Origin of the sequence: Aeribacillus sp. FSL K6-2848 (assembly GCF_038004325.1) — a bacterium.
GTDB classification, from domain to species: Bacteria; Bacillota; Bacilli; order Bacillales; family Aeribacillaceae; genus Aeribacillus; species Aeribacillus composti.
On the sequence record NZ_JBBOQQ010000001.1, the window covers coordinates 435,001 to 457,408 of the forward strand.

29 protein-coding genes, 3 tRNA genes and 1 pseudogene (1 of these 33 cut by a window edge) are annotated in these 22,408 nt (G+C 36.4%); 24 read left to right on the top strand and 9 right to left on the bottom strand.

The annotated features are described in order from the left end of the window. From NSS70_RS02210 to tsaD, 7 genes are all read left to right on the top strand, one after another. Positions 1-13 (top strand) — tRNA-Met (locus NSS70_RS02210) (it extends 64 nt beyond the left edge of the window). A 2-nt stretch (positions 14-15) separates the two neighbouring features. Then, a tRNA-Asp gene (locus NSS70_RS02215) sits at positions 16-91 on the top strand. Positions 92-243: 152 nt separating this feature from the next. Then, complete coding sequence (thiL, locus tag NSS70_RS02220) at positions 244-1,251, top strand: thiamine-phosphate kinase (protein WP_130158241.1); 1,008 nt, start codon at positions 244-246, stop codon at positions 1,249-1,251. Beyond that, entirely contained in the window at positions 1,238-1,714 is a 477-nt protein-coding gene (gene tsaE / locus NSS70_RS02225; RefSeq protein WP_130158243.1) for a tRNA (adenosine(37)-N6)-threonylcarbamoyltransferase complex ATPase subunit type 1 TsaE, read from the top strand. The genes thiL and tsaE overlap by 14 nt, the downstream gene beginning before the upstream one ends. Beyond that, positions 1,695-2,390 (top strand): tRNA (adenosine(37)-N6)-threonylcarbamoyltransferase complex dimerization subunit type 1 TsaB, encoded by a 696-nt coding sequence (gene tsaB, locus NSS70_RS02230; RefSeq protein WP_066248096.1) that lies wholly within the window; start codon positions 1,695-1,697, stop codon positions 2,388-2,390. Before tsaE ends, tsaB begins: the two co-directional genes overlap by 20 nt. Then, entirely contained in the window at positions 2,360-2,839 is a 480-nt protein-coding gene (gene rimI, locus NSS70_RS02235; protein WP_063388681.1) for a ribosomal protein S18-alanine N-acetyltransferase, read from the top strand. The genes tsaB and rimI overlap by 31 nt, the downstream gene beginning before the upstream one ends. Then, positions 2,839-3,858 (top strand): tRNA (adenosine(37)-N6)-threonylcarbamoyltransferase complex transferase subunit TsaD, encoded by a 1,020-nt coding sequence (gene tsaD, locus NSS70_RS02240; RefSeq protein ID WP_130158245.1) that lies wholly within the window; start codon positions 2,839-2,841, stop codon positions 3,856-3,858. Before rimI ends, tsaD begins: the two co-directional genes overlap by 1 nt. Before the next feature lie 274 nt (positions 3,859-4,132). Here the strand turns inward: tsaD and NSS70_RS02245 are convergent, their stop codons facing one another. Then, positions 4,133-6,055, bottom strand: coding sequence for an ABC-F family ATP-binding cassette domain-containing protein (locus NSS70_RS02245; protein ID WP_340880868.1), 1,923 nt, complete (start codon positions 6,053-6,055; stop codon positions 4,133-4,135). A 311-nt stretch (positions 6,056-6,366) separates the two neighbouring features. Between NSS70_RS02245 and NSS70_RS02250 the strand changes: the two genes are divergently transcribed. The 3 genes from NSS70_RS02250 to tatC are packed head-to-tail and all read left to right on the top strand — an operon-like array spanning position 6,367 to position 7,965. Then, the gene (locus NSS70_RS02250; RefSeq protein ID WP_063388684.1) at positions 6,367-7,008 is read left to right on the top strand and encodes a redox-sensing transcriptional repressor Rex; all 642 of its coding nucleotides are present in this window, start codon (positions 6,367-6,369) and stop codon (positions 7,006-7,008) included. Between the two features lie 14 nt (positions 7,009-7,022). Continuing rightward, positions 7,023-7,196, top strand: a complete 174-nt coding sequence (locus NSS70_RS02255; RefSeq protein WP_063388685.1) for a twin-arginine translocase TatA/TatE family subunit — start codon at positions 7,023-7,025, stop codon at positions 7,194-7,196. A gap of 22 nt (positions 7,197-7,218) precedes the next feature. Beyond that, entirely contained in the window at positions 7,219-7,965 is a 747-nt protein-coding gene (gene tatC, locus NSS70_RS02260; RefSeq protein WP_066248101.1) for a twin-arginine translocase subunit TatC, read from the top strand. Positions 7,966-8,057: 92 nt separating this feature from the next. Here the strand turns inward: tatC and NSS70_RS02265 are convergent, their stop codons facing one another. Then, positions 8,058-8,261, bottom strand: a complete 204-nt coding sequence (locus NSS70_RS02265) for a YdiK family protein (protein WP_063388687.1) — start codon at positions 8,259-8,261, stop codon at positions 8,058-8,060. 4 nt (positions 8,262-8,265) lie between these two features. Further along, positions 8,266-8,997, bottom strand: coding sequence for a CPBP family intramembrane glutamic endopeptidase (locus NSS70_RS02270; protein ID WP_340880869.1), 732 nt, complete (start codon positions 8,995-8,997; stop codon positions 8,266-8,268). Between the two features lie 248 nt (positions 8,998-9,245). Here NSS70_RS02270 and groES point away from each other — a divergent pair, with 248 nt between their 5' ends. The 10 genes from groES to NSS70_RS02320 all read left to right on the top strand — a co-directional run bounded on the left by groES (position 9,246) and on the right by NSS70_RS02320 (position 16,136). Continuing rightward, positions 9,246-9,530 (top strand): co-chaperone GroES, encoded by a 285-nt coding sequence (gene groES, locus NSS70_RS02275; protein ID WP_063388689.1) that lies wholly within the window; start codon positions 9,246-9,248, stop codon positions 9,528-9,530. A gap of 53 nt (positions 9,531-9,583) precedes the next feature. Then, positions 9,584-11,206 carry a chaperonin GroEL gene (gene groL / locus NSS70_RS02280; protein ID WP_063388690.1) on the top strand — a complete coding sequence of 541 codons (1,623 nt, stop codon included), beginning with the start codon at positions 9,584-9,586 and terminating at the stop codon, positions 11,204-11,206. A 189-nt stretch (positions 11,207-11,395) separates the two neighbouring features. Continuing rightward, positions 11,396-11,695 carry a hypothetical protein gene (locus tag NSS70_RS02285; RefSeq protein ID WP_339194060.1) on the top strand — a complete coding sequence of 100 codons (300 nt, stop codon included), beginning with the start codon at positions 11,396-11,398 and terminating at the stop codon, positions 11,693-11,695. Positions 11,696-11,716: 21 nt separating this feature from the next. Then, complete coding sequence (locus tag NSS70_RS02290) at positions 11,717-12,004, top strand: hypothetical protein (protein ID WP_339198477.1); 288 nt, start codon at positions 11,717-11,719, stop codon at positions 12,002-12,004. Between the two features lie 301 nt (positions 12,005-12,305). After that, positions 12,306-12,380 (top strand) — tRNA-OTHER (locus NSS70_RS02295). Between the two features lie 93 nt (positions 12,381-12,473). Continuing rightward, positions 12,474-12,695, top strand: coding sequence for a hypothetical protein (locus NSS70_RS02300; RefSeq protein ID WP_340880871.1), 222 nt, complete (start codon positions 12,474-12,476; stop codon positions 12,693-12,695). Between the two features lie 11 nt (positions 12,696-12,706). Continuing rightward, on the top strand, positions 12,707-13,015 hold the full coding sequence (locus NSS70_RS02305; protein WP_339195643.1) for a type II toxin-antitoxin system PemK/MazF family toxin: 309 nt from the start codon (positions 12,707-12,709) through the stop codon (positions 13,013-13,015). 460 nt (positions 13,016-13,475) lie between these two features. Then, on the top strand, positions 13,476-13,967 hold the full coding sequence (locus NSS70_RS02310) for a hypothetical protein (RefSeq protein ID WP_339194065.1): 492 nt from the start codon (positions 13,476-13,478) through the stop codon (positions 13,965-13,967). 146 nt (positions 13,968-14,113) lie between these two features. Beyond that, the gene (locus NSS70_RS02315; protein ID WP_339192846.1) at positions 14,114-15,724 is read left to right on the top strand and encodes an IS1634 family transposase; all 1,611 of its coding nucleotides are present in this window, start codon (positions 14,114-14,116) and stop codon (positions 15,722-15,724) included. Positions 15,725-15,992: 268 nt separating this feature from the next. After that, positions 15,993-16,136, top strand: a complete 144-nt coding sequence (locus NSS70_RS02320; protein ID WP_339194067.1) for a hypothetical protein — start codon at positions 15,993-15,995, stop codon at positions 16,134-16,136. A gap of 190 nt (positions 16,137-16,326) precedes the next feature. On the opposite strand, the pseudogene NSS70_RS02325 reads toward NSS70_RS02320, so the two are convergent. Then, positions 16,327-17,444: pseudogene (locus tag NSS70_RS02325) on the bottom strand (IS3 family transposase). A gap of 193 nt (positions 17,445-17,637) precedes the next feature. Next, the gene (locus NSS70_RS02330) at positions 17,638-18,144 is read right to left on the bottom strand and encodes a hypothetical protein (protein ID WP_339194069.1); all 507 of its coding nucleotides are present in this window, start codon (positions 18,142-18,144) and stop codon (positions 17,638-17,640) included. 514 nt (positions 18,145-18,658) lie between these two features. On the opposite strand from NSS70_RS02330, the gene NSS70_RS02335 reads away from it, so the two are divergent. Beyond that, positions 18,659-19,216 (top strand): substrate-binding periplasmic protein, encoded by a 558-nt coding sequence (locus NSS70_RS02335; RefSeq protein WP_063388943.1) that lies wholly within the window; start codon positions 18,659-18,661, stop codon positions 19,214-19,216. A 72-nt stretch (positions 19,217-19,288) separates the two neighbouring features. On the opposite strand, the gene NSS70_RS02340 is transcribed toward NSS70_RS02335, so the two are convergent. Together NSS70_RS02340 and NSS70_RS20735 are read right to left on the bottom strand one after the other, a co-directional pair. Next, positions 19,289-19,510, bottom strand: coding sequence for a helix-turn-helix domain-containing protein (locus NSS70_RS02340; protein ID WP_339194073.1), 222 nt, complete (start codon positions 19,508-19,510; stop codon positions 19,289-19,291). 238 nt (positions 19,511-19,748) lie between these two features. After that, on the bottom strand, positions 19,749-20,234 hold the full coding sequence (locus NSS70_RS20735; RefSeq protein WP_445206415.1) for a YrvL family regulatory protein: 486 nt from the start codon (positions 20,232-20,234) through the stop codon (positions 19,749-19,751). On the opposite strand from NSS70_RS20735, the gene NSS70_RS02345 reads away from it, so the two are divergent. Further along, entirely contained in the window at positions 20,143-20,352 is a 210-nt protein-coding gene (locus tag NSS70_RS02345) for a hypothetical protein (protein WP_157727888.1), read from the top strand. The two genes, NSS70_RS20735 and NSS70_RS02345, sit on opposite strands and share 92 nt — an antisense overlap. 28 nt (positions 20,353-20,380) lie before the next feature. Here NSS70_RS02345 and NSS70_RS02350 read toward each other — a convergent pair whose 3' ends face one another. Next, on the bottom strand, positions 20,381-20,848 hold the full coding sequence (locus NSS70_RS02350; RefSeq protein WP_340789491.1) for a hypothetical protein: 468 nt from the start codon (positions 20,846-20,848) through the stop codon (positions 20,381-20,383). Positions 20,849-20,882: 34 nt separating this feature from the next. Then, on the bottom strand, positions 20,883-21,341 hold the full coding sequence (locus NSS70_RS02355; protein WP_232515643.1) for a hypothetical protein: 459 nt from the start codon (positions 21,339-21,341) through the stop codon (positions 20,883-20,885). A gap of 517 nt (positions 21,342-21,858) precedes the next feature. On the opposite strand from NSS70_RS02355, the gene NSS70_RS02360 reads away from it, so the two are divergent. Both NSS70_RS02360 and NSS70_RS02365 read left to right on the top strand, forming a co-directional pair. Beyond that, positions 21,859-22,170: a transposase gene (locus tag NSS70_RS02360; protein WP_339194083.1), complete on the top strand. Its 312-nt coding sequence runs from the start codon at positions 21,859-21,861 to the stop codon at positions 22,168-22,170. Between the two features lie 95 nt (positions 22,171-22,265). Next, positions 22,266-22,397, top strand: a complete 132-nt coding sequence (locus NSS70_RS02365) for a hypothetical protein (RefSeq protein WP_257790163.1) — start codon at positions 22,266-22,268, stop codon at positions 22,395-22,397. The last annotated feature ends 11 nt before the right edge of the window (positions 22,398-22,408 follow it).

Consider the following 22,408-nt stretch of genomic DNA (forward strand, 5'->3'; position numbering starts at 1 on the left):
GCCCCCGCAACCAATGGTCCCGTAGTGTAGCGGTTAACATGCCTGCCTGTCACGCAGGAGATCGCGGGTTCGATTCCCGTCGGGACCGCCATTACAACAATATACGAACAACTAACGAAACGTTCAACGTTTCGTTTTTTTATTTTATGAATATCTTGGATAAGCTAAACATATGCGGTAAACTATACAAGAGGATTGAATTGGATTCTTTAGGAGAGCATCTTTTAAAGAAAGAGGTTTTATATGTCAATTCAGGATGAATTTGAGTTTATCCGAAGTATTCGGCCAGCACATTATTTTCATGAAGGCCTTGTTGTCGGAATAGGTGACGATGCCGCAGTTTACACACCGAATAAAGGTTTTCAGCAAATAGTCTGCACAGACACAATGGTCGAAGGGGTTCATTTTTTACGTAAAACAATGGAGCCTTTTGATATCGGCTTTAAATGTTTGGCAGTGAACATTAGTGATATTGCCGCAATGGGCGGGATTCCAAAGTATTTTTTAGTTTCCATTGCGATTCCCTCTCGATGGCACGAGAAAGACTTACAATCTATATACAAAGGAATGGCAGATGCCGCAGAAAAATATAAAGTGGATTTAATCGGTGGAGATACTGTTTCTATTGCTGATCACCTTGTCATCACCGTCACCTTGATTGGAGAAGTTGAACGCGGGAAAGCCCAATTGAGAAGCTCAGCAAGACCGGGGGATGTGGTTTTTGTTACGGGTACTCTGGGGGATTCAGCTGCTGGATTGCACCTTCTATTAAACGATGAGTTCAATTTGCCGGAGGACGATTATCAATATTTAGTATCTCGCCATAGACGTCCGAAGCCGCAAGTAAAAGCGGGCAGGATTATTTCTGAAGTGGATCGGGCGAGCCTTAATGATATTAGTGACGGTATTGCAAGCGAATTGAATGAGATAGCTGTCATGAGCAACGTACAAATCGTCGTACATAAAGATCTTCTTCCATTAAGTGATTCAATACAATTATTGCCGTTAGAAAAGCAATTTGAGTGGGCTATCACTGGAGGAGAAGATTTTGAACTGGTAGGAACGACTTCTAAACATTCCTTTGAAGTATTGAAAAAAAAATGCGAGCAAGAAGGAATACGCATAACGAAGATCGGAGAAGTATTTGAAGGCAGCCCATCGGTTTATTTGCAAGAAAAAAATATTCGCAAACGGCTATTAAGCAAAGGCTACAATCATTTTAAAAAAGGTGATTCATTTGGATCAATTTGAAATAAAAACAACAAATCCTGAAGAGACAGGGAATATGGCGATGAAGCTGGCTCAGCACTTACAAGCGGGCGATGTGATTACGCTTGAAGGAGATCTTGGAGCAGGCAAAACTACATTTGTGAAAGGACTGGCAAAAGGTTTGGGCATTGGCAGAACAGTGAGCAGTCCTACTTTTACAATCATGAAGGAGTATACAGACGGCAGACTGCCGCTTTATCATATGGACGTTTATCGGATTGAAAATAGCGATGAGGATTTAGGGTTTGATGAGTTTTTTGATGGAGACGGTGTAACAGTTGTAGAGTGGGCGCATTATATAGAAGATCAACTGCCGGAGGAAAGACTGGATGTATTCATCCGTTACATTCAGGACAATACAAGATCTCTAATTTTTAGGCCGAAGGGAAAAAGATATATTAAGCTGTGTAAGGAGTTTTTTACTGATGACGGTATTAGCGATTGATACATCAAACGACTGTTTAGGCATTGCGTTAGTAGACGAAACTAAAATTATTGGCGAATATATGACGAACTTGAAAAAAAACCATTCTGTTCGTGCAATGCCGGCAGTTGATTATCTTTTGAAAGAGTGCCACGTTCAGCCCAGCGACTTAACAAAGATTGTGGTTGCCCAAGGTCCTGGCTCTTATACTGGTGTGCGAATCGGTGTAACAATTGCTAAGACGCTTGCATGGGCTAGAAACATTCCTTTAACGGGCGTTTCCAGTCTTGAAGTGCTTGCGCTGAACGGGCGTTTTTTTGACGGATTGATTTGCCCTTTATTTGATGCAAGAAGAGGACGAGTTTATACCGGGCTGTATGAATTTAAAGAAAACATACTTTGTGTGAAAGAAGACAGAAATATTCTGCTAGAAGATTGGTTGAATGAAATAAAACAGCTCAAAAAGCGGGTGCTCTTTTTAGGGAATGATGTTTCTCTTCATTTAGATCTGATCAAAGAAATAATGGGTGAGTTGGCAGTCATCGGGGATCCGTCATTGCACCAGCCGCGTCCGGGATTGCTAGGTTTGCTGGGAATGACTAGAGAAGCAGTCAATGTTCATCAGTTTGTGCCAAATTATTTAAGGTTAGCAGAGGCGGAAGCGAAATGGATCGAGCAGCAAAAAACGTCAACATGATTAATAATCAAGTAAATGTTCGAAAAATGACAGTTGAAGATATACATCGTGTTTATGAAATCGAACAGCTGTCATTTTCGGTTCCTTGGACAAAGGAATCATTTTATCGGGAATTGGTCCATAACCATTTTGCTACTTATTTAGTAATAGAATATGAAGGAAAAGTTGTAGGTTATTGCGGTTTATGGGTGATTGTTGATGATGGGCAGATTACCAATATTGCTATTTCTCCAGCGTATCGGGGAAAAAAGCTGGGAGAGACCCTGCTTAGAAGCGTTTTAAACGTAGCAAAAGAAAAAGGAGCCAAAACCGTTACATTAGAAGTCCGAGTTTCGAATACTGTTGCGCAATCATTATATAAGAAATTGAATTTTGAACCAATCGGAATCCGGGAAAACTATTATACGGATAACCAAGAAGATGCGATATTAATGCAGGTGAATTTATAATGAAAGATCGATTAATTTTAGGAATTGAAACAAGCTGTGATGAAACAGCAGCTGCCATTGTGAAAAACGGAAAAGAAATTGTTGCACAAGTCGTTGCTTCCCAAATTGAAAGCCATAAACGTTTTGGCGGAGTCGTTCCAGAAATCGCTTCACGCCATCATGTCGAGCAAATTACTCTCGTATTAGAAGAAACGTTAAAACAGGCGAATCTTTCGTATCACGATTTGAACGCCATAGCCGTGACAGAAGGACCGGGGCTGGTTGGTGCATTATTGATTGGAGTCAATGCCGCAAAGGCTTTAGCTTTTGCGTATGATCTTCCACTAATCGGAGTACATCATATTGCAGGACACATTTATGCGAACCGTCTTGTGAAAGAATTTTCTTTCCCGCTGATTGCATTAGTTGTTTCCGGCGGCCATACAGAGCTTGTCTATATGAAGGAGCACGGTTGTTTTGAGGTGATTGGGGAAACACTTGATGATGCAGCAGGAGAGGCTTATGATAAAGTAGCGCGAACATTAAACCTGCCTTATCCGGGCGGGCCTCATATCGACAGGCTAGCACATGAAGGAACTGCTTCCATTGATTTGCCGCGAGCATGGCTTGAAGAAGGCTCGTTTCATTTTAGTTTCAGCGGGCTGAAGTCAGCGGTGATTAACACTCTTCATAACGCGGCGCAAAGAGGGATCACGATAGATCCGAAAGATATGGCTGCAAGTTTTCAGCAAAGTGTTGTAGAAGTTTTAGTGGAAAAAACTGTTCGTGCCAGTGAGAAGTATCAAGCTAAGCAAGTTCTTTTATCAGGCGGAGTAGCGGCGAATAAAGGATTAAGAACTGCTATGGAGGAAGCATTCAAAAAGAAAAAAGGGATCGACCTCGTCATTCCACCATTGTCCTTATGCACAGATAATGCGGCCATGATTGCAGCTTTCGCTGATGTACTTTATGAAAAAGGAATTTTCGGTGATTATCGTATGAATGCTCATCCTGGATTGGAATTAACGTCATATATATAGAGGCAAAATAGGGTCGAATGAACAGCGGCCCTATTTTTTTGTTTTAACCACAGGTTATCCACAAAGAAAATCTTCATTTTGGATAAATAAGACGAAACATTGAAATAGAAGAAGAAAAAACAAGGTGAAACATGTGGATAACTAAAGGGGTTTGTTGTGGATAATGTGAACAAATAAGACAAATATTATAAGATAAGGAACTAATGATGTGGATAACTGTTTGAGAGAAACATGCTGAAGGAAACAAAATAAATAAAAAACCGGCATGAGCCGGTTATTCAGAAAGAAGTGATTCCCATTCCTCTATCAGCTGATCTAGTTGTTCCGTTAACATGACATTTTGATCATGAAGTTTTTGAGCTTTTTCATGATCTTGGTATATATTTGGATCGCAAAGCATTTCATTGTTTTCAGCGATCGCTTCTTCAATTTCTGCTATTTTGTTTTCAAGTTCTTCAATGCGGCGCTGTCTTTGCCGTTCCTTTTTTTTCAATATTTTTTCTTGTTCATAAGATAATTTTCCTTGTTTTTGCTCTTTGGTTTCGATAGTTGGTTTTTTCAACTGTTCAAGCTCGATCATCTCCGCTTTTTTTGCAATGTAATAATCATAGTCCCCGATATATTCGGCAATGCCTTCCGTGGATAATTCAAAAATTTTGGTCGCGATTTTGTTGATAAAATAACGATCGTGCGAAACAAACAAGATTGTTCCAGGAAAATTTATCAGAGCGTTTTCCAATACTTCTTTGCTGTCGAGATCCAGATGATTCGTAGGTTCATCCATGATGAGAAAGTTAGCTTTTTTTAGCATTAATTTCGCTAAAGCGAGCCGAGCTTTTTCTCCTCCGCTTAAAGACGAGACGGTTTTCAGCACTTCATCTCCGGAAAAAAGGAAATTCCCTAAAACCGTTCGGATTTCTTTTTCTGTTTTTTCGGGATAGTCATCCCACAATTCATCTAAAACCCGTTTAGATGAAGACAAATCCGCTTGTTCCTGGTCATAATATCCGATTTGGACATTAGATCCAAACTGAATTTTTCCGCTCAGCGGCTTTAAGCGGTTGATGATCGTTTTTAATAAGGTAGATTTACCAACTCCGTTTGGCCCTATTAAAGCAATTGAGTCCTTCCTGTTGATCGAAAAGTTAATATTTTTCACGATCGGAGTTTTTTGATCGTAGGAAAGGGACAAATCAATGGCTTTTAACACGTCATTGCCGCTTTGCTTTTCGATTTCGAAGGAAAAGCTGGCTGACTTCTCGTCCCCAGCGGGTCTGTCCAGTATTTCCATTTTCTCAAGCATTTTCCTTCTGCTTTGCGCACGTTTCGTTGTCGATGCTCTTGCTAAGTTTCGTTGAATAAAATCTTTCATCCGCGCGATTTCTTCTTGCTGTTTTTCAAATTGTTTTAATTCCCTTTCGTACGCTTCCGCTTTTTGTTTTAAATAAGTGCTGTAATTCCCAACATACTTCGTACAAACTGTTCGTGATATTTCATAAACAGTGTTGACAACGCGATCTAAAAAGTACCGGTCATGGGAAACAATTAGAACCGCTCCATTATAATGCTGTAAATATTGTTCGAGCCAGTTTAATGTTTCCATGTCGAGATGGTTTGTCGGCTCGTCGAGTATGAGCAGATCCGGTTTTTTCAACAGGAGCTTTCCGAGTGCTAACCGGGTTTTTTGTCCTCCGCTCAAAACCGAAATTTTAGTTGAATAGTCGTAATCAGCAAACCTTAATCCATGCAGCACAGAACGGATATCCGCCTCATATTGATATCCGCCATTTTCTTTATATAAATGTTGGAGTGAATCATATTCCTTCATTAAGCTTTGCAAAGCATGAGAATCTCCAGCTGAGGAGATAGCTGCCATTTTTTGTTCAATATTTCGCAGCTCAGCTTCGATGTTCCGCAGCTCTTCAAAAACGGTTAGCATTTCATCCCATATCGACTTAGTTGATTCTAATCCTGTGTTTTGTGCCAGATAGCCGATTGTTAAATCTTTTGGCTTCACAATTTCACCAGAATCAAAGGGCATTTCACCGGCAATGATTTTCAATAATGTTGATTTTCCGGCTCCATTGCGGCCTACAACGGCGATTTTATCTCCTGTTTGGATTTCCAGCTTAATATTCGATAAAATAAGGTCAGCACCATAATATTTTGTGATTTTGTTTAACTGCAATAAAATCATCCATAGTTCACCTCAATCTTTGCTAGAATAAGTGTAGCCTATATATTTGACTGCAGGCAACTGACCTGATGAACAAAAGGACAAGAAATTGTAACAATCGTTCAAAAGACACGAATAAAAAAATAGTGTATAGTTTTTATATAAGGAGAGTTTGGAGAAAAAACAAATAAAAAGAAATGTAGACGGAGAAGAAGATCAGGATGGAAGCGTTATCAGTCTGATATTGTTTCATACAGGCGAGCAGCCGCTTGCTAGAAAACATAGTTAAAAACAAAATTAGTCAGGTTGTTTTGGATTGCGAGGGATGAGCATTGAATCAAGATCAATCTAAGATACCGCAAGCAACTGCAAAAAGATTACCTCTATATTATCGGTTTTTGCAAAATTTACATGCCTCGGGAAAACAACGTGTTTCCTCTCAAGAACTGAGTGAAGCAGTAAAAGTAGATTCTGCGACAATTAGAAGGGACTTTTCATATTTCGGAGCGCTGGGCAAAAAAGGTTATGGATATAATGTCAATTATTTGTTATCATTTTTTAGAAAGACGCTTGACCAAGATGAGTTGACCAAAGTTGCCCTCATTGGCGTCGGAAATTTGGGAACAGCTTTTTTAAATTACAATTTTACAAAAAATAACAACACACAAATTGTTATTGCATTTGACATTAATAAACGAAAAGTAGGAATGAAAATTGGTGGAGTTCCAATTTATCATTTGGATCAGCTAGAAAGTGAATTGCCTGATGATGTGCCTGTTGCGATATTAACGGTCCCGGCAACCGCCGCTCAAGGAATAACGGATCGGTTAGTGGAAAAAGGCATAAAAGGCATTTTAAATTTTACGCCGGCTCGCTTAAATGTTCCGGATAAAATTCGGATTCATCATATCGATCTATCTGTTGAACTTCAGGCTCTTGCATATTTTTTAAAACATTATTCGAATGAAGATTGAAGGAGCGATATTAAATGCCAACAATTGGAATTGGAAGCTTGCTGTTGATTGTATTTGCAGCTCTGCTTGTTTTCGGGCCGAAAAAACTTCCTGAGCTTGGAAAAGCTATAGGAGAATCATTAAAGGAGTTTAAAAGTGCCACGAAGGGCTTAGCAGACGATGATGAAGAAAACAAGAAAAATGAATAGCAAGAAGAATGGATGAATAATGATGAGCGAAAAAAAAATGTCCGTGTTGGAGCATATAGCGGAGCTTAGAAAACGGCTGATTATTGTAGTCGTTTTCTTTTTCGTTGCTATGATTACTGGCTTTTTCATAGCGAAGCCAATTATTGTTTTTTTACAGCAAACTGATGAAGCAAAGCAATTCGCCTTAAATGCTTTTCGTCCTGCAGATCCATTGATCGTTTATATGCAGATTACATTTATTATTGCTTTAATTCTAACTTTCCCTGTTTTATTGTACCAGCTTTGGGCGTTTATCAGCCCAGGACTGTATGAAAAAGAAAGGCGGGTCACATTAAGCTATATACCGTTGTCGGTTGCTTTATTTCTTTTAGGAATAAGCTTCTCTTATTTTATTTTGTTTCCTTTTGTCATCGATTTTATGGGGCGGCTTTCCAATGATTTAAACATTCAACAAATGATAGGAATAAATGAATACTTTCGTTTCCTGCTGCAGTTAACATTGCCTTTCGGACTGTTGTTTCAGCTTCCCGTTGTCATTATGTTTTTAACAAGACTCGGGATCATCAATCCGGCGTTTTTGGCAAAGGTTAGAAAATATGCGTATTTTGTATTGCTTGTTATCGCAGCGATTATTACGCCGCCTGAAATTGTGTCGCATTTAATGGTCACGATTCCGCTATTCATTTTGTATGAAATAAGTATCATTGTTTCAAGATTTGCTTACAAAAAAGCACAGTCTTCTCAAATAAAAGAATCAGATCAAAAGTAAAACCGATGGGCTGTTATAAACATATCCCTCTTGTGAAGACAGTATAGGCTTTTTTCCTACTGTCTACACAAGAGGGATAATATCATTACACCTCATCGGTTGTTTTTTGCTTTCCGAATTTTATATGAGAAAGTGAACATGCGGATGGAAACAGCAAAATCAAACGTGGCTAAAATCATTAAAATCATATTTGTAGCTGTCCACATACCATTTTCAGCATGATGAATTGCTAAATATGTAAATAGAACTCCCATGATAAAATAGAAGAGTCCCATGGAAACGGGATGAAAATTCATAATCTTAGCTGCCTCCAATAATGATTTGTATTTGTTCCATTTGCTTCATCATGTTTTCAATCTCATCATGATAAATTGTTTGAATGATGACTACGATTGTATTCATCATTGTATGGGCAAAAATAGGGACTAATATGCGTTTTGTTTTATAATATAAAAAAGCGAACGTAAACCCCATTGCTGTATAACGCAATAAAAGTTCAGGTTCCCCATGCACGATGCCGAACAATAGCGAGCTGACAAGCGCGCCGATCCAAAAATTCGTTTTTTGATAAATCACCCCGAAAATAATTTTTCGGAAGATAATTTCTTCAAGAATCGGTCCTATTATTGATGTGACAATAATCAAATAAGGCGTTGCTTCAATTAAATCCATAATAACTTGAGTATTTTCCGACATCGGATTAACTTTAAGTACATATATTTCAATATTGCCAACGATTGTTTGAATGAAAAAAGCTAAAAAAACTCCGAAAACAGCCCATATGGCAGATTCGCCGAAAGAAGCTTTTTCAATCCGGACATTATTTTTCCGTTCATGACGAAGGAGAAATAAAATAATGACGAACGCAGCAGTAAAACTTGTAATCGACCAATATGCTTGCGCTTGAAAAAGTCCTGCATTGAGATTTTCATCGTCGCCAACACCCAGTTCATAAAAAAGGGGAACTCCAATATAGGATGAGAGCTGCATAATGATGTACGTAATGATGATCCACCAATATTGCTTTTTCACGAATAGTTCTCCTTTATAAAAGATTCATATGACTATTTTAACACACAATGTTTTAAAGAAAGAAAAACAATTTTGACAAGGAAAGCACTTAATGGAGGATGTTAAAATTTTTTTAAAAGAGACTTGAAAAATAGAGGAGGTTTCTATAATATAATAATTGGTGTTAGCACTCGATAGCAATGAGTGCTAATAATGAATAAGGAATAAATTTTGAAAATCTCAAAAGATATTTGAGGAGGTTGTTTCCCTTGTTAAAGCCATTAGGTGATCGCGTTGTAATTGAACTTGTTGAAACAGAAGAAAAAACAGCAAGCGGCATCGTATTGCCTGACACAGCTAAAGAAAAACCTCAAGAAGGTAAAGTAGTAGCAGTTGGTACTGGTCGTGTATTAGACAGCGGTGAACGTGTTGCAGTTGAAGTTGCTGTTGGCGATCGCATTATCTTCTCAAAATACGCCGGCACAGAAGTAAAATATGACGGCAAAGAATACTTAATTTTGCGTGAAAGCGACATTTTGGCTGTGATCGGCTAATAGAGACAGCCCAATATCATAGACAATTTAAATTTTGAGGAGGTTTTCGCAACATGGCAAAAGAAATTAAATTCAGTGAAGAAGCACGTCGTGCAATGCTGCGTGGTGTGGATAAATTAGCAGATGCGGTTAAAGTTACTTTAGGACCAAAAGGCCGTAACGTTGTTCTTGAGAAAAAATTCGGTTCTCCGTTAATTACAAACGATGGCGTTACGATTGCAAAAGAAATTGAATTAGAAGATCCATTTGAAAACATGGGTGCAAAATTAGTTGCAGAAGTTGCTAGCAAAACAAACGATGTTGCTGGGGACGGTACAACTACTGCAACAGTTTTAGCTCAAGCAATGATCCGCGAAGGACTTAAAAACGTAACAGCTGGCGCAAACCCAATGGGTGTGCGTAAAGGAATTGAAAAAGCAGTTGCTACAGCTGTTGAAGAATTAAAAGCAATTTCTAAACCAATTGAAGGAAAAGAATCAATTGCTCAAGTTGCTGCTATTTCTGCTGCGGATGATGAAGTAGGTAAATTAATTGCTGAAGCAATGGAACGTGTTGGTAACGATGGCGTTATCACTATTGAAGAATCTAAAGGTTTCACTACTGAGCTAGACGTTGTAGAAGGAATGCAGTTTGACCGCGGATATGCTTCTCCATACATGGTAACAGATTCTGATAAAATGGAAGCTGTTCTTGAAAATCCATACATTTTAATTACTGACAAGAAAATCTCTAACATCCAAGAAATCTTGCCAGTTCTTGAGCAAGTTGTACAACAAGGCAAACCTTTATTAATCATTGCTGAAGATGTTGAAGGCGAAGCTTTAGCAACATTAGTTGTGAACAAACTTCGCGGTACATTTAATGCTGTAGCTGTAAAAGCTCCTGGATTCGGTGACCGCCGCAAAGCAATGTTAGAAGATATCGCCATTTTAACAGATGGTGAAGTTATTACAGAAGATTTAGGTTTAGATCTTAAGAGCGCTACTATTTCTCAATTAGGCCGCGCTGCAAAAGTTGTTGTAACGAAAGAAACAACTACAATTGTTGAAGGCGCAGGCGCAAGCGACAAAATTGCAGCTCGCGTAAATCAAATTAAAGCTCAATTGGAAGAAACAACTTCTGAATTTGATAAAGAAAAACTTCAAGAGCGCTTAGCAAAATTAGCTGGCGGCGTAGCAGTTATCAAAGTTGGTGCCGCTACTGAAACAGAATTGAAAGAACGTAAACTTCGCATCGAAGACGCTCTTAACTCCACTCGTGCAGCAGTGGAAGAAGGAATTGTCTCCGGTGGTGGTACAGCTCTAGTTAACGTTTACAAAAAAGTTGCTGAAATTGAAGCAGAAGGCGACGTTCAAACTGGTGTAAACATCGTTCTTCGCGCTTTAGAAGAGCCAGTTCGCCAAATCGCTCACAACGCTGGTTTAGAAGGCTCTGTTATCGTTGAACGCTTGAAAAAAGAAGAAGTTGGAATCGGCTTTAACGCTGCTACAGGCGAATGGGTGAACATGATCGAAGCTGGTATCGTTGACCCAACAAAAGTAACTCGTTCTGCTCTTCAAAACGCAGCATCCGTTGCCGCTATGTTCTTAACAACTGAAGCAGTTGTTGCTGACAAACCAGAAGAAAACAAAGGCAACGGCAACCCAGGCATGCCTGACATGGGCGGAATGATGTAATAATTGCAGTGAACTAGTCACAGAAACAAATATATTCAATCGTAAGGACTACTTCCTATAAAAAGGAGGTAGTCCTTTTTTGTTGCTCAAATTTGCATATCAAGATTTTTTAGAAGATCGGAAATTCAAAAACACAACAAAAGCGAACATAAGAAATTATGAAACGCTTCTAGGTGAATTTATCAACTATTGATTGATGGTCAATATGCTTATAAGGAAGAAGAACTTTTTAAGCCGAATGAGGATATTTTAAAGAAATTTAATTATGATGAAAAAGCTGCACATGCCTACATAGACGAACAATGGAAAAAGAATGTGATTGAGTTTTTTAATGATAAACCTGAATATGCGGAAATGTATATGCATTACATAATTAATTTTAGGCAGTATAAAGAAGTTCCTTTTGATGATGATTTTTACCGTTATTGTACTTTGAAGTTGTTGCAGCAAGGCGATTGGATAGAGTTTGAGATTAAGAAGGTAATATAATCAATTAGAAAGGTGAATTGAATGAAAAAAATTGAAATTCCTAGTTTATTTAAATGTACTAAATGTGGTTTAAAAATCCCGTATGAGAAAGCTGGAGAAATGGAATGTGGACAGTGTTCGTTTGAGGATTGGGAGAATGGCTTTAAGGATAAACATGCTGTTTTTAGTGATTATTGTGATGCCGGGCAAGAAATATTTGATACATACGAGGAAGCAAAGGCAGAATTTGAACGAAGAAAAAATGATGAAAACGAAAATGGTGTAGATGTTTGCTTATGCAAGGTAATTGAAGAATATCATGCTAAGTGAAAGGGAATAAATCAAATATTTAAAATGATAGATCACAAAAAGTTATCACAGCTATTATTTCTTTGATGTGGTGTACTGTATTTGCGGCTTTAGCGTGTGGAATTGCTTGGTTGATTGAAACGCTATTTAAAGTAAATGTTAATTATTATGTAGCTGGTGGAATTGGCGTGTTTATTTATGTGTTATTGTTTTTGATTGCGTTGAACCAATATTTGTTTATGAAGAAATTTAGTAATGAGATTGAAAAGAATTGGTGATGAAAACTACATTCTGGGAATGTGGTTTTTTATTTTTTCTTTTTGGACTCGTAGCTCAACGGTTAGAGCAGCCAGTTTGAATACTGTGCGGTTTGCAGGTTCGAATCCTGCCGAGTTCACCGTAAAATGTGTTTTCTCTTGTCGAAGTTACTAGGAAATTCCTCCTATCATTCTCGAAATATGGTAAAATATAGAGAAGATTGGAGGATGATATGAGTATTGAAGAAAAAATGTCAAAACTTGTTAAGGAAGTTCAAGATCTAAAACCAAAAATGAAAGAAGAATACTTTCCTAAAGCAGAGGGGATTATAAAAAATATACCTATTGAATGCTCATTACATGAATTAGCAATTCAAAATCAAAAAAAAGAAATGCTAATCCTAATAAAATTCATCCTATTCAAGTTAAACGAGGTCAAATTTACAATGCTCTAATTGGAGAGAATATAGGTAGCGAACTCTGTGAAAATCATTTGGTCTTAATATTACAAAACGACACCGGAAATATGTTTGCTGATACCGTTAATGTATTAACGATTAAAGGTGATGGAAATAATATTAACGAAACGTTTCATGTCAAACTCACTAATAATGATATGTATTATGGCAAACTAGATAAAGATCCATCTAGAATAAATGTTACAGAAATACTAACAATTGATAAAGCTCGATTAGATAAAAGAGTAGGTAAGATAAAAAATGAATTATTCAAAGAAATAAATAAAAAAGTAAAAAATCAATTAGGTTTAAAATAAATCTATTGACAAACCCTTATATAATACTTTAAAATGGACTCATAAAATTTATTTAGCCTTAAACAAGGCAAATGGCTCAATCTTTTGAGTTTTGTTAGGGGGAGAAATTGTCTTCCCCAATTTCATTTAATAATCATATTTTTGTCAACAGTGCATAAAATATTTACACCATTTCAAAAAATTATTTAGTCACTTTAGTGACAATAGGCTTCCAAATGGAAGTTTTGTGTATCTTTGAAATGGGGCAGGAGTTTTGTCTCCTGCTTTTATCAGTCATTAAAGACCTCCTCAATAACCATATGGAGGTCTTTTTCGTTGTAAATTTTTTAAAAAAGAAGGAATTTTGTAATGCCCTATTGAATTATACTAACGTATAATTCAATAGTTAATCAAAAAATTAATAAAAATTGTGTATAAGCATCCTTTTTTCAGGGTGCTTTTTTTATTTGGAGGGAAGAAGATGATAAAAGCCAGTGATTTGTTTGAAATAAAGACGGAAACAGTAAGTGAATCTGATTATAGTGTAACATTTGCTCATTATATAAAGCTAAAAGGAACAGATGAATGGCAGTACATTGGAGCAGTACAGTATTTTGCCAATGGCGATATTGATTTAGTGGTGATGCAATTTATCAGGAGGGAAGAAAATGAACGAAATAAAAATAAAGTAAGAAAATGTTACTTGAAATACTTTCTTAAATTAAATGAGAATCATTTGTTAATATTAAGAGTTCTTCGTGATATTTGTATTGCTAATGATTATAACCTTCGTCAAATTGTATCAGTACATGAAGATTATCGAAATAATAAAAAAGAATATGATTACCTTCATAAGAAGGGTTATATCGACCTTTATTGTGATACTGTGAATGAATCAAATCGACATGCTTCATTAACCGAAAAGGGAATAAAATTTGTACTCAAAAATCTTGGCTTTCTGACTCAAGTTTGACACCATTTCACTACATGTGGATAACTAAAGGTGATTATACCAATAGTTATCCACTTTTTTTATCGAAAATATAATCATTATGTAGTGTTATGTGGATAACTTTTGTATATCCAATAATATGTAATATATGTTATACTATTAGTGCTATGTATATTCGAATTAATAAGCAAAAAAATAAAAATGGTTCTGTTCGTCAATATCTACAAATATGTCGTACATTTCGTGTAGACAATAAAGTTCGGCAACAAACGCTTTGTAATCTAGGGAGGTTAGAACATTTATTAGAGAATGGCTCTGTCGATAACATAATCGAGGGATTAGCCAAATTTTCAGAGCGTTACTTTGACCGAATTCACGGGCAAGGCTCTTCCTCTTCTGTCTCCGTGCTTTGGACAAAAGAGTTTGGGCCGGTTTATCTGTTCCGAAAGGTATGGGAAAAGTTAGGGCTTGGTCGGCTATTACGTAAAATCATGGATGATTCCGAGGCTGCTTCTCAGTATGACGAAGCCATTTTTGCCATGGTGTTAAACCGTCTCATGGATCCCAATAGTAAGCATTATATCTTCAAACAATGGATCGACACGATTTATGCAGAAGGTCTTTCAGACATCCAACTCCATCACTACTATCGTGCATTAGACTTCTTAAGTGAACAAAAAGAAAAAATTGAGGAACAACTTTATGGACATTTAACCGATTTAACCTCATTAGAAGTAGATATCGTGTTTTACGACACGACAAGCACCTATTTCGAAGGAGAGGAAGCAGACGAACTGCTGGCTCACTATGGTTACTCCAAAGATCATCGTGGAGATCGAAAACAAGTCGTGATTGGCTTATTAATGACCAAAACAGGGATTCCGATTGGGCATCAAGTCTTCCCTGGAAACATGCATGATACGAAGACATTTGGCATGGTGGTTGGAGACCTGAAGAAGCGCTATCCTATTCAGAAAGTCATTCTAGTGGGAGACCGCGGAATGGTTAGTGAAGCCAACTTAGATCAAATTCGTGAACTGGGCATGGAATATATTGTGGGTGTCAAATTACGAAAGTCGAAGAAAGCCCAAGAGCTATTATCCATCCGTGGGCCATATAAGAAGGTTCTCCCGAATCTAAAAGTGAAGTCAAAGAAAATCGATGGCGAAACGTATGTACTCTGTTACAATCCGGACGCTGAAGAACGTGATCGAGCGAGTCGTCAAGTCGTGTTAGAAAACCTTCAATCGAAGCTTGATGAACTCGGTCCATCTGGACTCGTCAAAAACCGTGCGTATTCCAAGTTTTTAACGATAGAAAAAGCATCGGCCAAAATTGATGAAGAGAAGGTATCCAATGACGAAAAGTTTGACGGAAAGTACGCCATTCGGACCAACTCGTCATTAACGGATGAAGAGGCAGCACTTGCCTATAAAGAGTTGTGGAGAGTGGAACAAGCCTTTCGTAACCTGAAGTCGAATCTAGAACTTCGCCCGATGTACCATCGAGTGGAATCTCGTATTCGAGGCCATATCATGGTTTGTTTCCTTGCGCTTGTCATGGAATCCTTTTTGGCCTATAAGCTAAAAGAAATAGGATGCCAAACAAGTGTAAAGGATATTTTGCATGATGTAAGCCAGATGAAGGCCTCGAAAATACGCGTGAATGGTGAAGAGCAAATCGTTCGTACAGAATTACAAGGTCAAGCAAATCTAGCATTTGAAGCACTTGTCACACAAGCGCCTCCTAGAGTATTAGAAAAAAACACGTGCCACTAACAAGTGTAGTGGTACGTGTTGTGGGTAAAGTCCAAAACACCAGTATTTTCGGGCTTTTCTTTAGTGTACTCTGTCAAACTTGAGTCTGACTGATGATGAACTTGAACAATTAAAAGAAATTATCAATAATTCACCGAAAAATAATATAACAAGTGATCAACTTAAATTGATAAATAGATGATAAATACGCTGTGTTAGGAGATGATATATGAAGAATTTTTGTGTTGAGAAGATCGAATTTATTAATAATGAGGAGTTTAAGGTTATAGTGAAGCTTATACATAAAGGAGAAGAAAAATATTTTGTAAAAAACTTTGGTAAAGACTATATGGAGAGGAGTATTAGCGAACTGGAACAGATTATGAAAGGAATTGTTTTTGATTGTATTTTAGATGGCGTGTGTAAATTGTAGACAATTCTTATTTTTTTAATTATATAAGTGAATTATTATATGTTTATATAAAACATCCTTTTTCATCTGGTAACAATGTTACATTTTCATTAAATAGATATTCGTTGTCTTCATCTCTGTGAATTTTTAAGTATAATCCAAAGTAGTAATACTCCCACTTTTTACATTAAATTGGTATGTCAACACTAAACTAGACAATTTTTTTGAGGTGTTTCTCTTTGTACTCCACCGGGCTTAAATACCCAAGTGTTCCATGTATTCTAATATGATTAAACCAATGAACATAATCATCTAATTCCAGTTTCAATTGGTCTAAATTTTCGAAATATCTACCCTTAACAAATTCTGTTTTGATAATTTTAAAGGTTGCTTCAGCTACTGCGTTGTCATAGGGGCAGCCCTTCATGCTTAACGACCGATTAATCTGAAAAGTATCTAGAGCTTCATCAATTGTCTTGTTCTTGAATTCATTGCCTCTGTCTGTGTGGAATAATTGAATTTGCCGTAAATCTGCTTTCACGGTCGATAAAGCTTGGTAGACTAGCTGGGCATTTTTGTTTGGGCCTGCACTATGACCAATAATTTCTCGATTATAAAGATCGACAAATAAACAGATGTAATGCCAGCTTTTTTCTACTCTAACGTATGTTAAGTCACTAACCACAACTGTTCATTCTTTTTGTTGATCAAATTCTCGTTTTAACACATTTTCAACTTTTGATTCATTGCATTTATCTACATGAGGTTTAAACTGGGCAACCGTATAATTTGATACTAGCCCGTTTTCTTTCATGATTCTGCCAATTCTTCGTCTTGAGGCAATCATACCAAGCTTCTCTAATTCATGTTTGATTTTACGTGTACCATAGTTTTTTCGGCTTTTCTGGAAAATTTCCAGAATGGCGGCTGTCAGTTTATCTTCTGCATTCCTTTTTTCTTTTGCTTCGTAATAATAGGTGCTTCTTGGAAGTTGTAGGACATCGCACATTGCTGATATCGAGTATTTGTGTCTGTTATTCTTGATCACATTTACTTTTGTCCTAGTATCAGCGCGGCTTGCTTTAAAATATCATTCTCCATCAATAAACGCTTGTTTTCTTTTCGAAGCTGGATCAATTCATTTTCTTCTGGAGAACGATTGTCCTTTTCCTTAAATGAACCGGATGTTTTGCTTTGTTTGATCCATTTGTCCAAGGCTGAAGGCGTTAAATCATATTCACGAATAATATCTTTTCTTGGTTTCCCATTTTCATAAAGCTTGACCATTTGAGCCTTGAATTCTACAGTGAATGTTCGTCTGTTTCTCATTTTTAAACTCTCCTTAACTGTGGTAGTGTTGAAGTAGACCACCAAAACAGTGGGTTTGCGACGAAACTTGACATGGAGCCTCTGCGGGCATGCTTTCCCAGCCAGGAAGTCAGATGATGTGTTCATCTGTCTCGCCGACAAGGCTAGCATCCCCGCCACTCCACGTAAAGTTTCTAGTACGGATCCTTTATGTTTAATAAGCAGTATACCCAAATTTGGTGTTTAGTCTACTTGACCTTAATTTTATTGTCCAGTTAAGTGTAGCCGATTCAAATGTGTAGTCTTTGTTGGTTTCTCCATTAATCTTTAATTCAGGTTGAAAACTCATTGTAGTATTGTTAGCTGTTGCGTCAATCATTAAATCTTTGATAGCAGTATCGGATTTTCCAATATTATAAACGTCAATTTTTATTTTTAATTCTAAAAATGAAGCTTCATCGGGAGTTGCTATCTTTTCTACGTCAAAACCATTTTCATTTACAAAATTTTTATAGTAATTAAATTTTCCAGATGACTCATTGATCCCAGTTCTAATTTTAGGCTTATTTTGAATATAATCTTTGATTAAATTTAAACAAAAACCTAATACAACACCAATTAATGTCATGAAGGGTAATAATAACTTCATATTAATTAAATTTATTAAACAAAAGCCTAGTACAACTCCTATCAGTATCATGAATGGCAAAAGTAACTTCATATACTTACTCCTTTATTATTGTACTGTACAACATTAGGATTGAAGTCTACTCATAAAAGTTTATTCTTCCTCTTCAACCTCAACCAGTTCCGCAAGATCATCCACTTTATACCCTACAATTTTCGCTAAAATAAAGGCTTTCTCTAAAGTCGGGAAACTTACTCCATTTTTTCAATTCCAAAGCTGTTTTTGTTGCACATTTACGTGTTTTCGTATGTAATCATTCCGCAATTCACTCTTTTCAATTAGTTCCCCAATATTGCTTTTCAGTTTGTATTTTTTCATCACTCATCACCATTTAAAATAATTCCACTCGTTTCATTTTTTCCTTCGTCCAAAATAAATAATACAGTTATAAATAAAAAGAGTTAATGTAAAAAGATTATCCATTTCGTATTGTCCAAGTAAATGGACTAAAATTACGCTCATAAGGGACGGTAAGTTACCGTTCCTTTTTTGGTTCACATAGTAATGTTATAATTAGTAGGAAAATTTCGTAAAGAGGTGATTAAGTTTGAAAAAAAATTTGCTTTTAACAATATTTTGTTTGGTATTTATGAGTATGATAGGTTGCAGTTCAGAAAAAACTGTTGAAGAAAATAAAACAAAGGAAGAGCAACAAGTGCAAAGTAAAATTGAAAACAAGGCAAAGTACGATATAGATAAAATTATTGTTCCCGTTCAGACAGAATGGACAAACGATTTAAAAGTATATCGAGACTTTAATATCGCAGTAATAAAAGAAATGGCTCAATCAAATAATATTCCAGTTGAACTAAGAGAATTTCCTACATTTGACGATGTGATTATTGCTTTAAAACGTGGAGATGTTGATGTTGTGCCGGGTATTGATAACCTCGTAGAAACAGATTTAACTAAGACGTATACATATTTTACGGGAGCTATATATCTCCCTAATGGAGAAGAGTTTGTACCGAAGAAAAGCTATGCAATGGCAGTAAGAAAAAAAGATACAGAACTTTTAAAATTTTTCAATGATATGATCTTAAAGTTTAAAGAAACAGGTAAATTAGAAAAAATCCAACAGGAATATCTAGGAGATCGAAATTAAAGAGAATTTCGTTCAAAAAGGTAACCGTTTACGAATATTAACATGGACAATAGCGTTAATAATTAAGACCACTCATTTCGAGTGGTCTTTTTCATCATCAATATATTCAATAAGATCCTCAACTTTGCAATCCAAAGTTTTACACAACTTGTTTAAAGTATCAAACTTTATTCCATCAGTTCCCTCATTGTATATCTTTGCAATTCCATTCCGATGCAACCCTGTCATTCTTGCCACATCTGAAATCTTCAACCTTTTCTCTCCCATTATCCTTGAAAGATGTACTTTAATCATTATTTTATAATATCCCCATTGACTACTTTACACTTTTTTGTAACTATTTTATAATGTAAATATCTTAATTAAAATAGGAAGTAGTCAGTATGTTTTAAATATATTTATAACTGTGATTTATATATGTTTGGACATTGTTGGAAAAGTATGAACTTCAAAACTATTACTGATTCAGCAATACTTTATTGTTAAGCCCGCAAGGATTAAAAATATAACTCCTTCTTAACATTCATAATGTCTATCCTAACTTTTCCCTTGATATATCATCTAGGTTAGAAAAAAGAATGTCACATCCTAAGAATAGAAATGTAATAAAAAAGGATAAAAGTAACTCTCCTCCTTGAAATATGGATACATTACTTAGATGGCTATCTGTAACATACTGTATGGAGAAATAAACAGCTATCCATGCAACAGCAAACTCACATATGTAAGTTATCCACTTAGGGATTCTGAGAAATATTGAGAGTCCTTTTATAACTGCCATAAGTATAAGCATGTAAACAAGTGCTAATGCGCTTACCAATAAAGAAAATATATATAAATCGGATCGAGAGCTATAATTTACATAGTCGCCTAAGAAATGATTAACACCTAAAGAAACAAAGTAAATAATTAGGCTAGTAACAGCTATGACAAAGAATAAACAAAAGCCAATAAGGAGGATAAAGGATATAAATGCTAAGGTGTTTGGAGGATTATCTATAACACCCTTTTTAATCAAAAATAAAAACAAACCACAGGAAATAACCAAACATGAAAGTATAGATAGAGTTATTGCTGTAAAGATAGTCAAGTCATCTTTAACCTCCATTAGAAAAGTGCCATTAGCAGGGAACTAACAGCACTTTTTCTTAAATTTTTAATGCGTTAAATCAGCGCAACAATGAATTTTGCCAACGCTCTCGCCACATCAGGTGGACAGCCAATGCCTCTAAGTCCATTATAAAACTGATTCTCTGTCCATTTTTCGCCTTTATCCATCAACTTAGCTACTTTAGCAGAGTTTTTTCTAACCCATGCGGCGGCCTTTGGAGACAAAGGTCTTAGCATTTGCGATAAAGCCCATCCTCCTGAGCGGAGAGCTAATTTAAAGGCTTTATAACTCCAGGACACTGCGCCTTGAGTTTGAAAATTCCCATTAGCAGTAGCTACTGTTTTAACAGGTACATTCTGTGACTTGATAGCGTTTTGTATCCCTTTATGAACAGTCACTTTCACAGGAACAGGAGCAGATGACGCTGTTTTTTCAGATGCTAATGCACCTGATGTGCCTAAGAAAGATGTAAGAAGTGTAGCGCTTAGAACCACTGAAGCTATTCTCTTTTTATTTTTCATATATATTTGCCTCCTACTATTTTATGAACATTTTTTAATAAATTGCTTTTATTGCAATGGTTGTCCAATGCGGCATAGCTTTAGCACTTGAGTCAGAAAGTCCTGACTTTTTAAGCGATTTATATAGCTTATTTTGGACATCAGACCATCCAAAAGCAGAATACTCATCCAAAAGGTCTCTCAGTACCGGCTCAATATACTTTGAAAACCTTTTTTCAAGCTCAGTTCTTATTTTCTTTTCTGCAAACTTTTCTATAAGTTTGAAAAGCTTTGCTTTGTTTTTTAGTACAGCTCTAATAGCATCTTTGACAGGATTTTCAATGAGTAACTGAATCTTTGATGGTTGATTATCTATAGTATAAACAACAGATGAAGCTATTCCAGTGGGATTGGTATCATTTTCTTTAGTTTGAGGTGACTGGACAAAAGAAGTAGAGGCAGGGGCTAAAGAAGCAGTTACTATGAATCCTTTAGCTAGTCTATTGATGCTCATTTCCTCCCCTAATTAGTCGTATAATTAGTAGCAAACCAATGACCATGTATTTAGGTTACAACCTGTAATTGTTTGCTTTAGTATAAATTCCCACCTCCTCCTTGTTATCATTCTATCAACAGGAAAAATATAGGTGAATAGGAAAAAGGAACAATATTTATTTACATAATTTACACTCTTAAAAAAGTTCAAAAAGTGTAATTGCGGATAATAATGTATTTGTCATATCGGAGAAGTTTTAAGTATTAATAACAGAAACCATGTAAAAAACATAAAGATAACTTTTTAGAAAAAGTTTTCTAAGTGAAAAAACAATTACAGTAGAGGGAAAGATGGTAAAAGCCTTTTGCATCAATAAAATTATCTTTTTAAGGGTAAAACAGATAACAAAAAGGTAGCTAAATCCTTCTCTTAGCAGATAAGGAGAATTTACAATACCTATTTAGCCCCTAAATGAACTTGGACAATAAGAGTAAAAAATAATATACTGCTTAATGTACCAAGGAGGCTAAACAACATGACACGAACCAAACACTCCAAGGAGTTTAAATTACAAGTCATCAAAGAGGCACAGGAGACAGGCAATAACAGCCTTGTTGCCCGCCGTTATGAACTGAATTCCAACATGGTATCCCGTTGGGTGCGGGAATATAAAGATGGCAAATATGGTGATGTTGATGTCACTGTTTTGCCGGGCCTTGACCCGAAAGAAATATCCAAGGAAAATGAAAAGCTCAAAATATTGCTTGGTGAAAAAGACCTTGAAATCGCGATCTTACGCGACATGATAAAAAAGAAAAACCCTCACTTGCTGAAAAAATTGAAGTAGCCGACAACTGGATCCAAAAAGGCTATTCCATTTCCAAGGTGCTAAAGATTATAGGGATTGCTCGTTCCACCTACTATTATCAAAAGAGCTACCGAGTGGAAGAGAAAAAAGTGAGTGAGGGGCGTCCGGCACCAGGTTATTCCTTCACAGAAGACGGGCGAAAAGTATCAGACGAACAAATCAAAGAATTCCTGCTGGAGGAAATTGCAGGCGATGGCTTCAACTAGCAGGCATAATG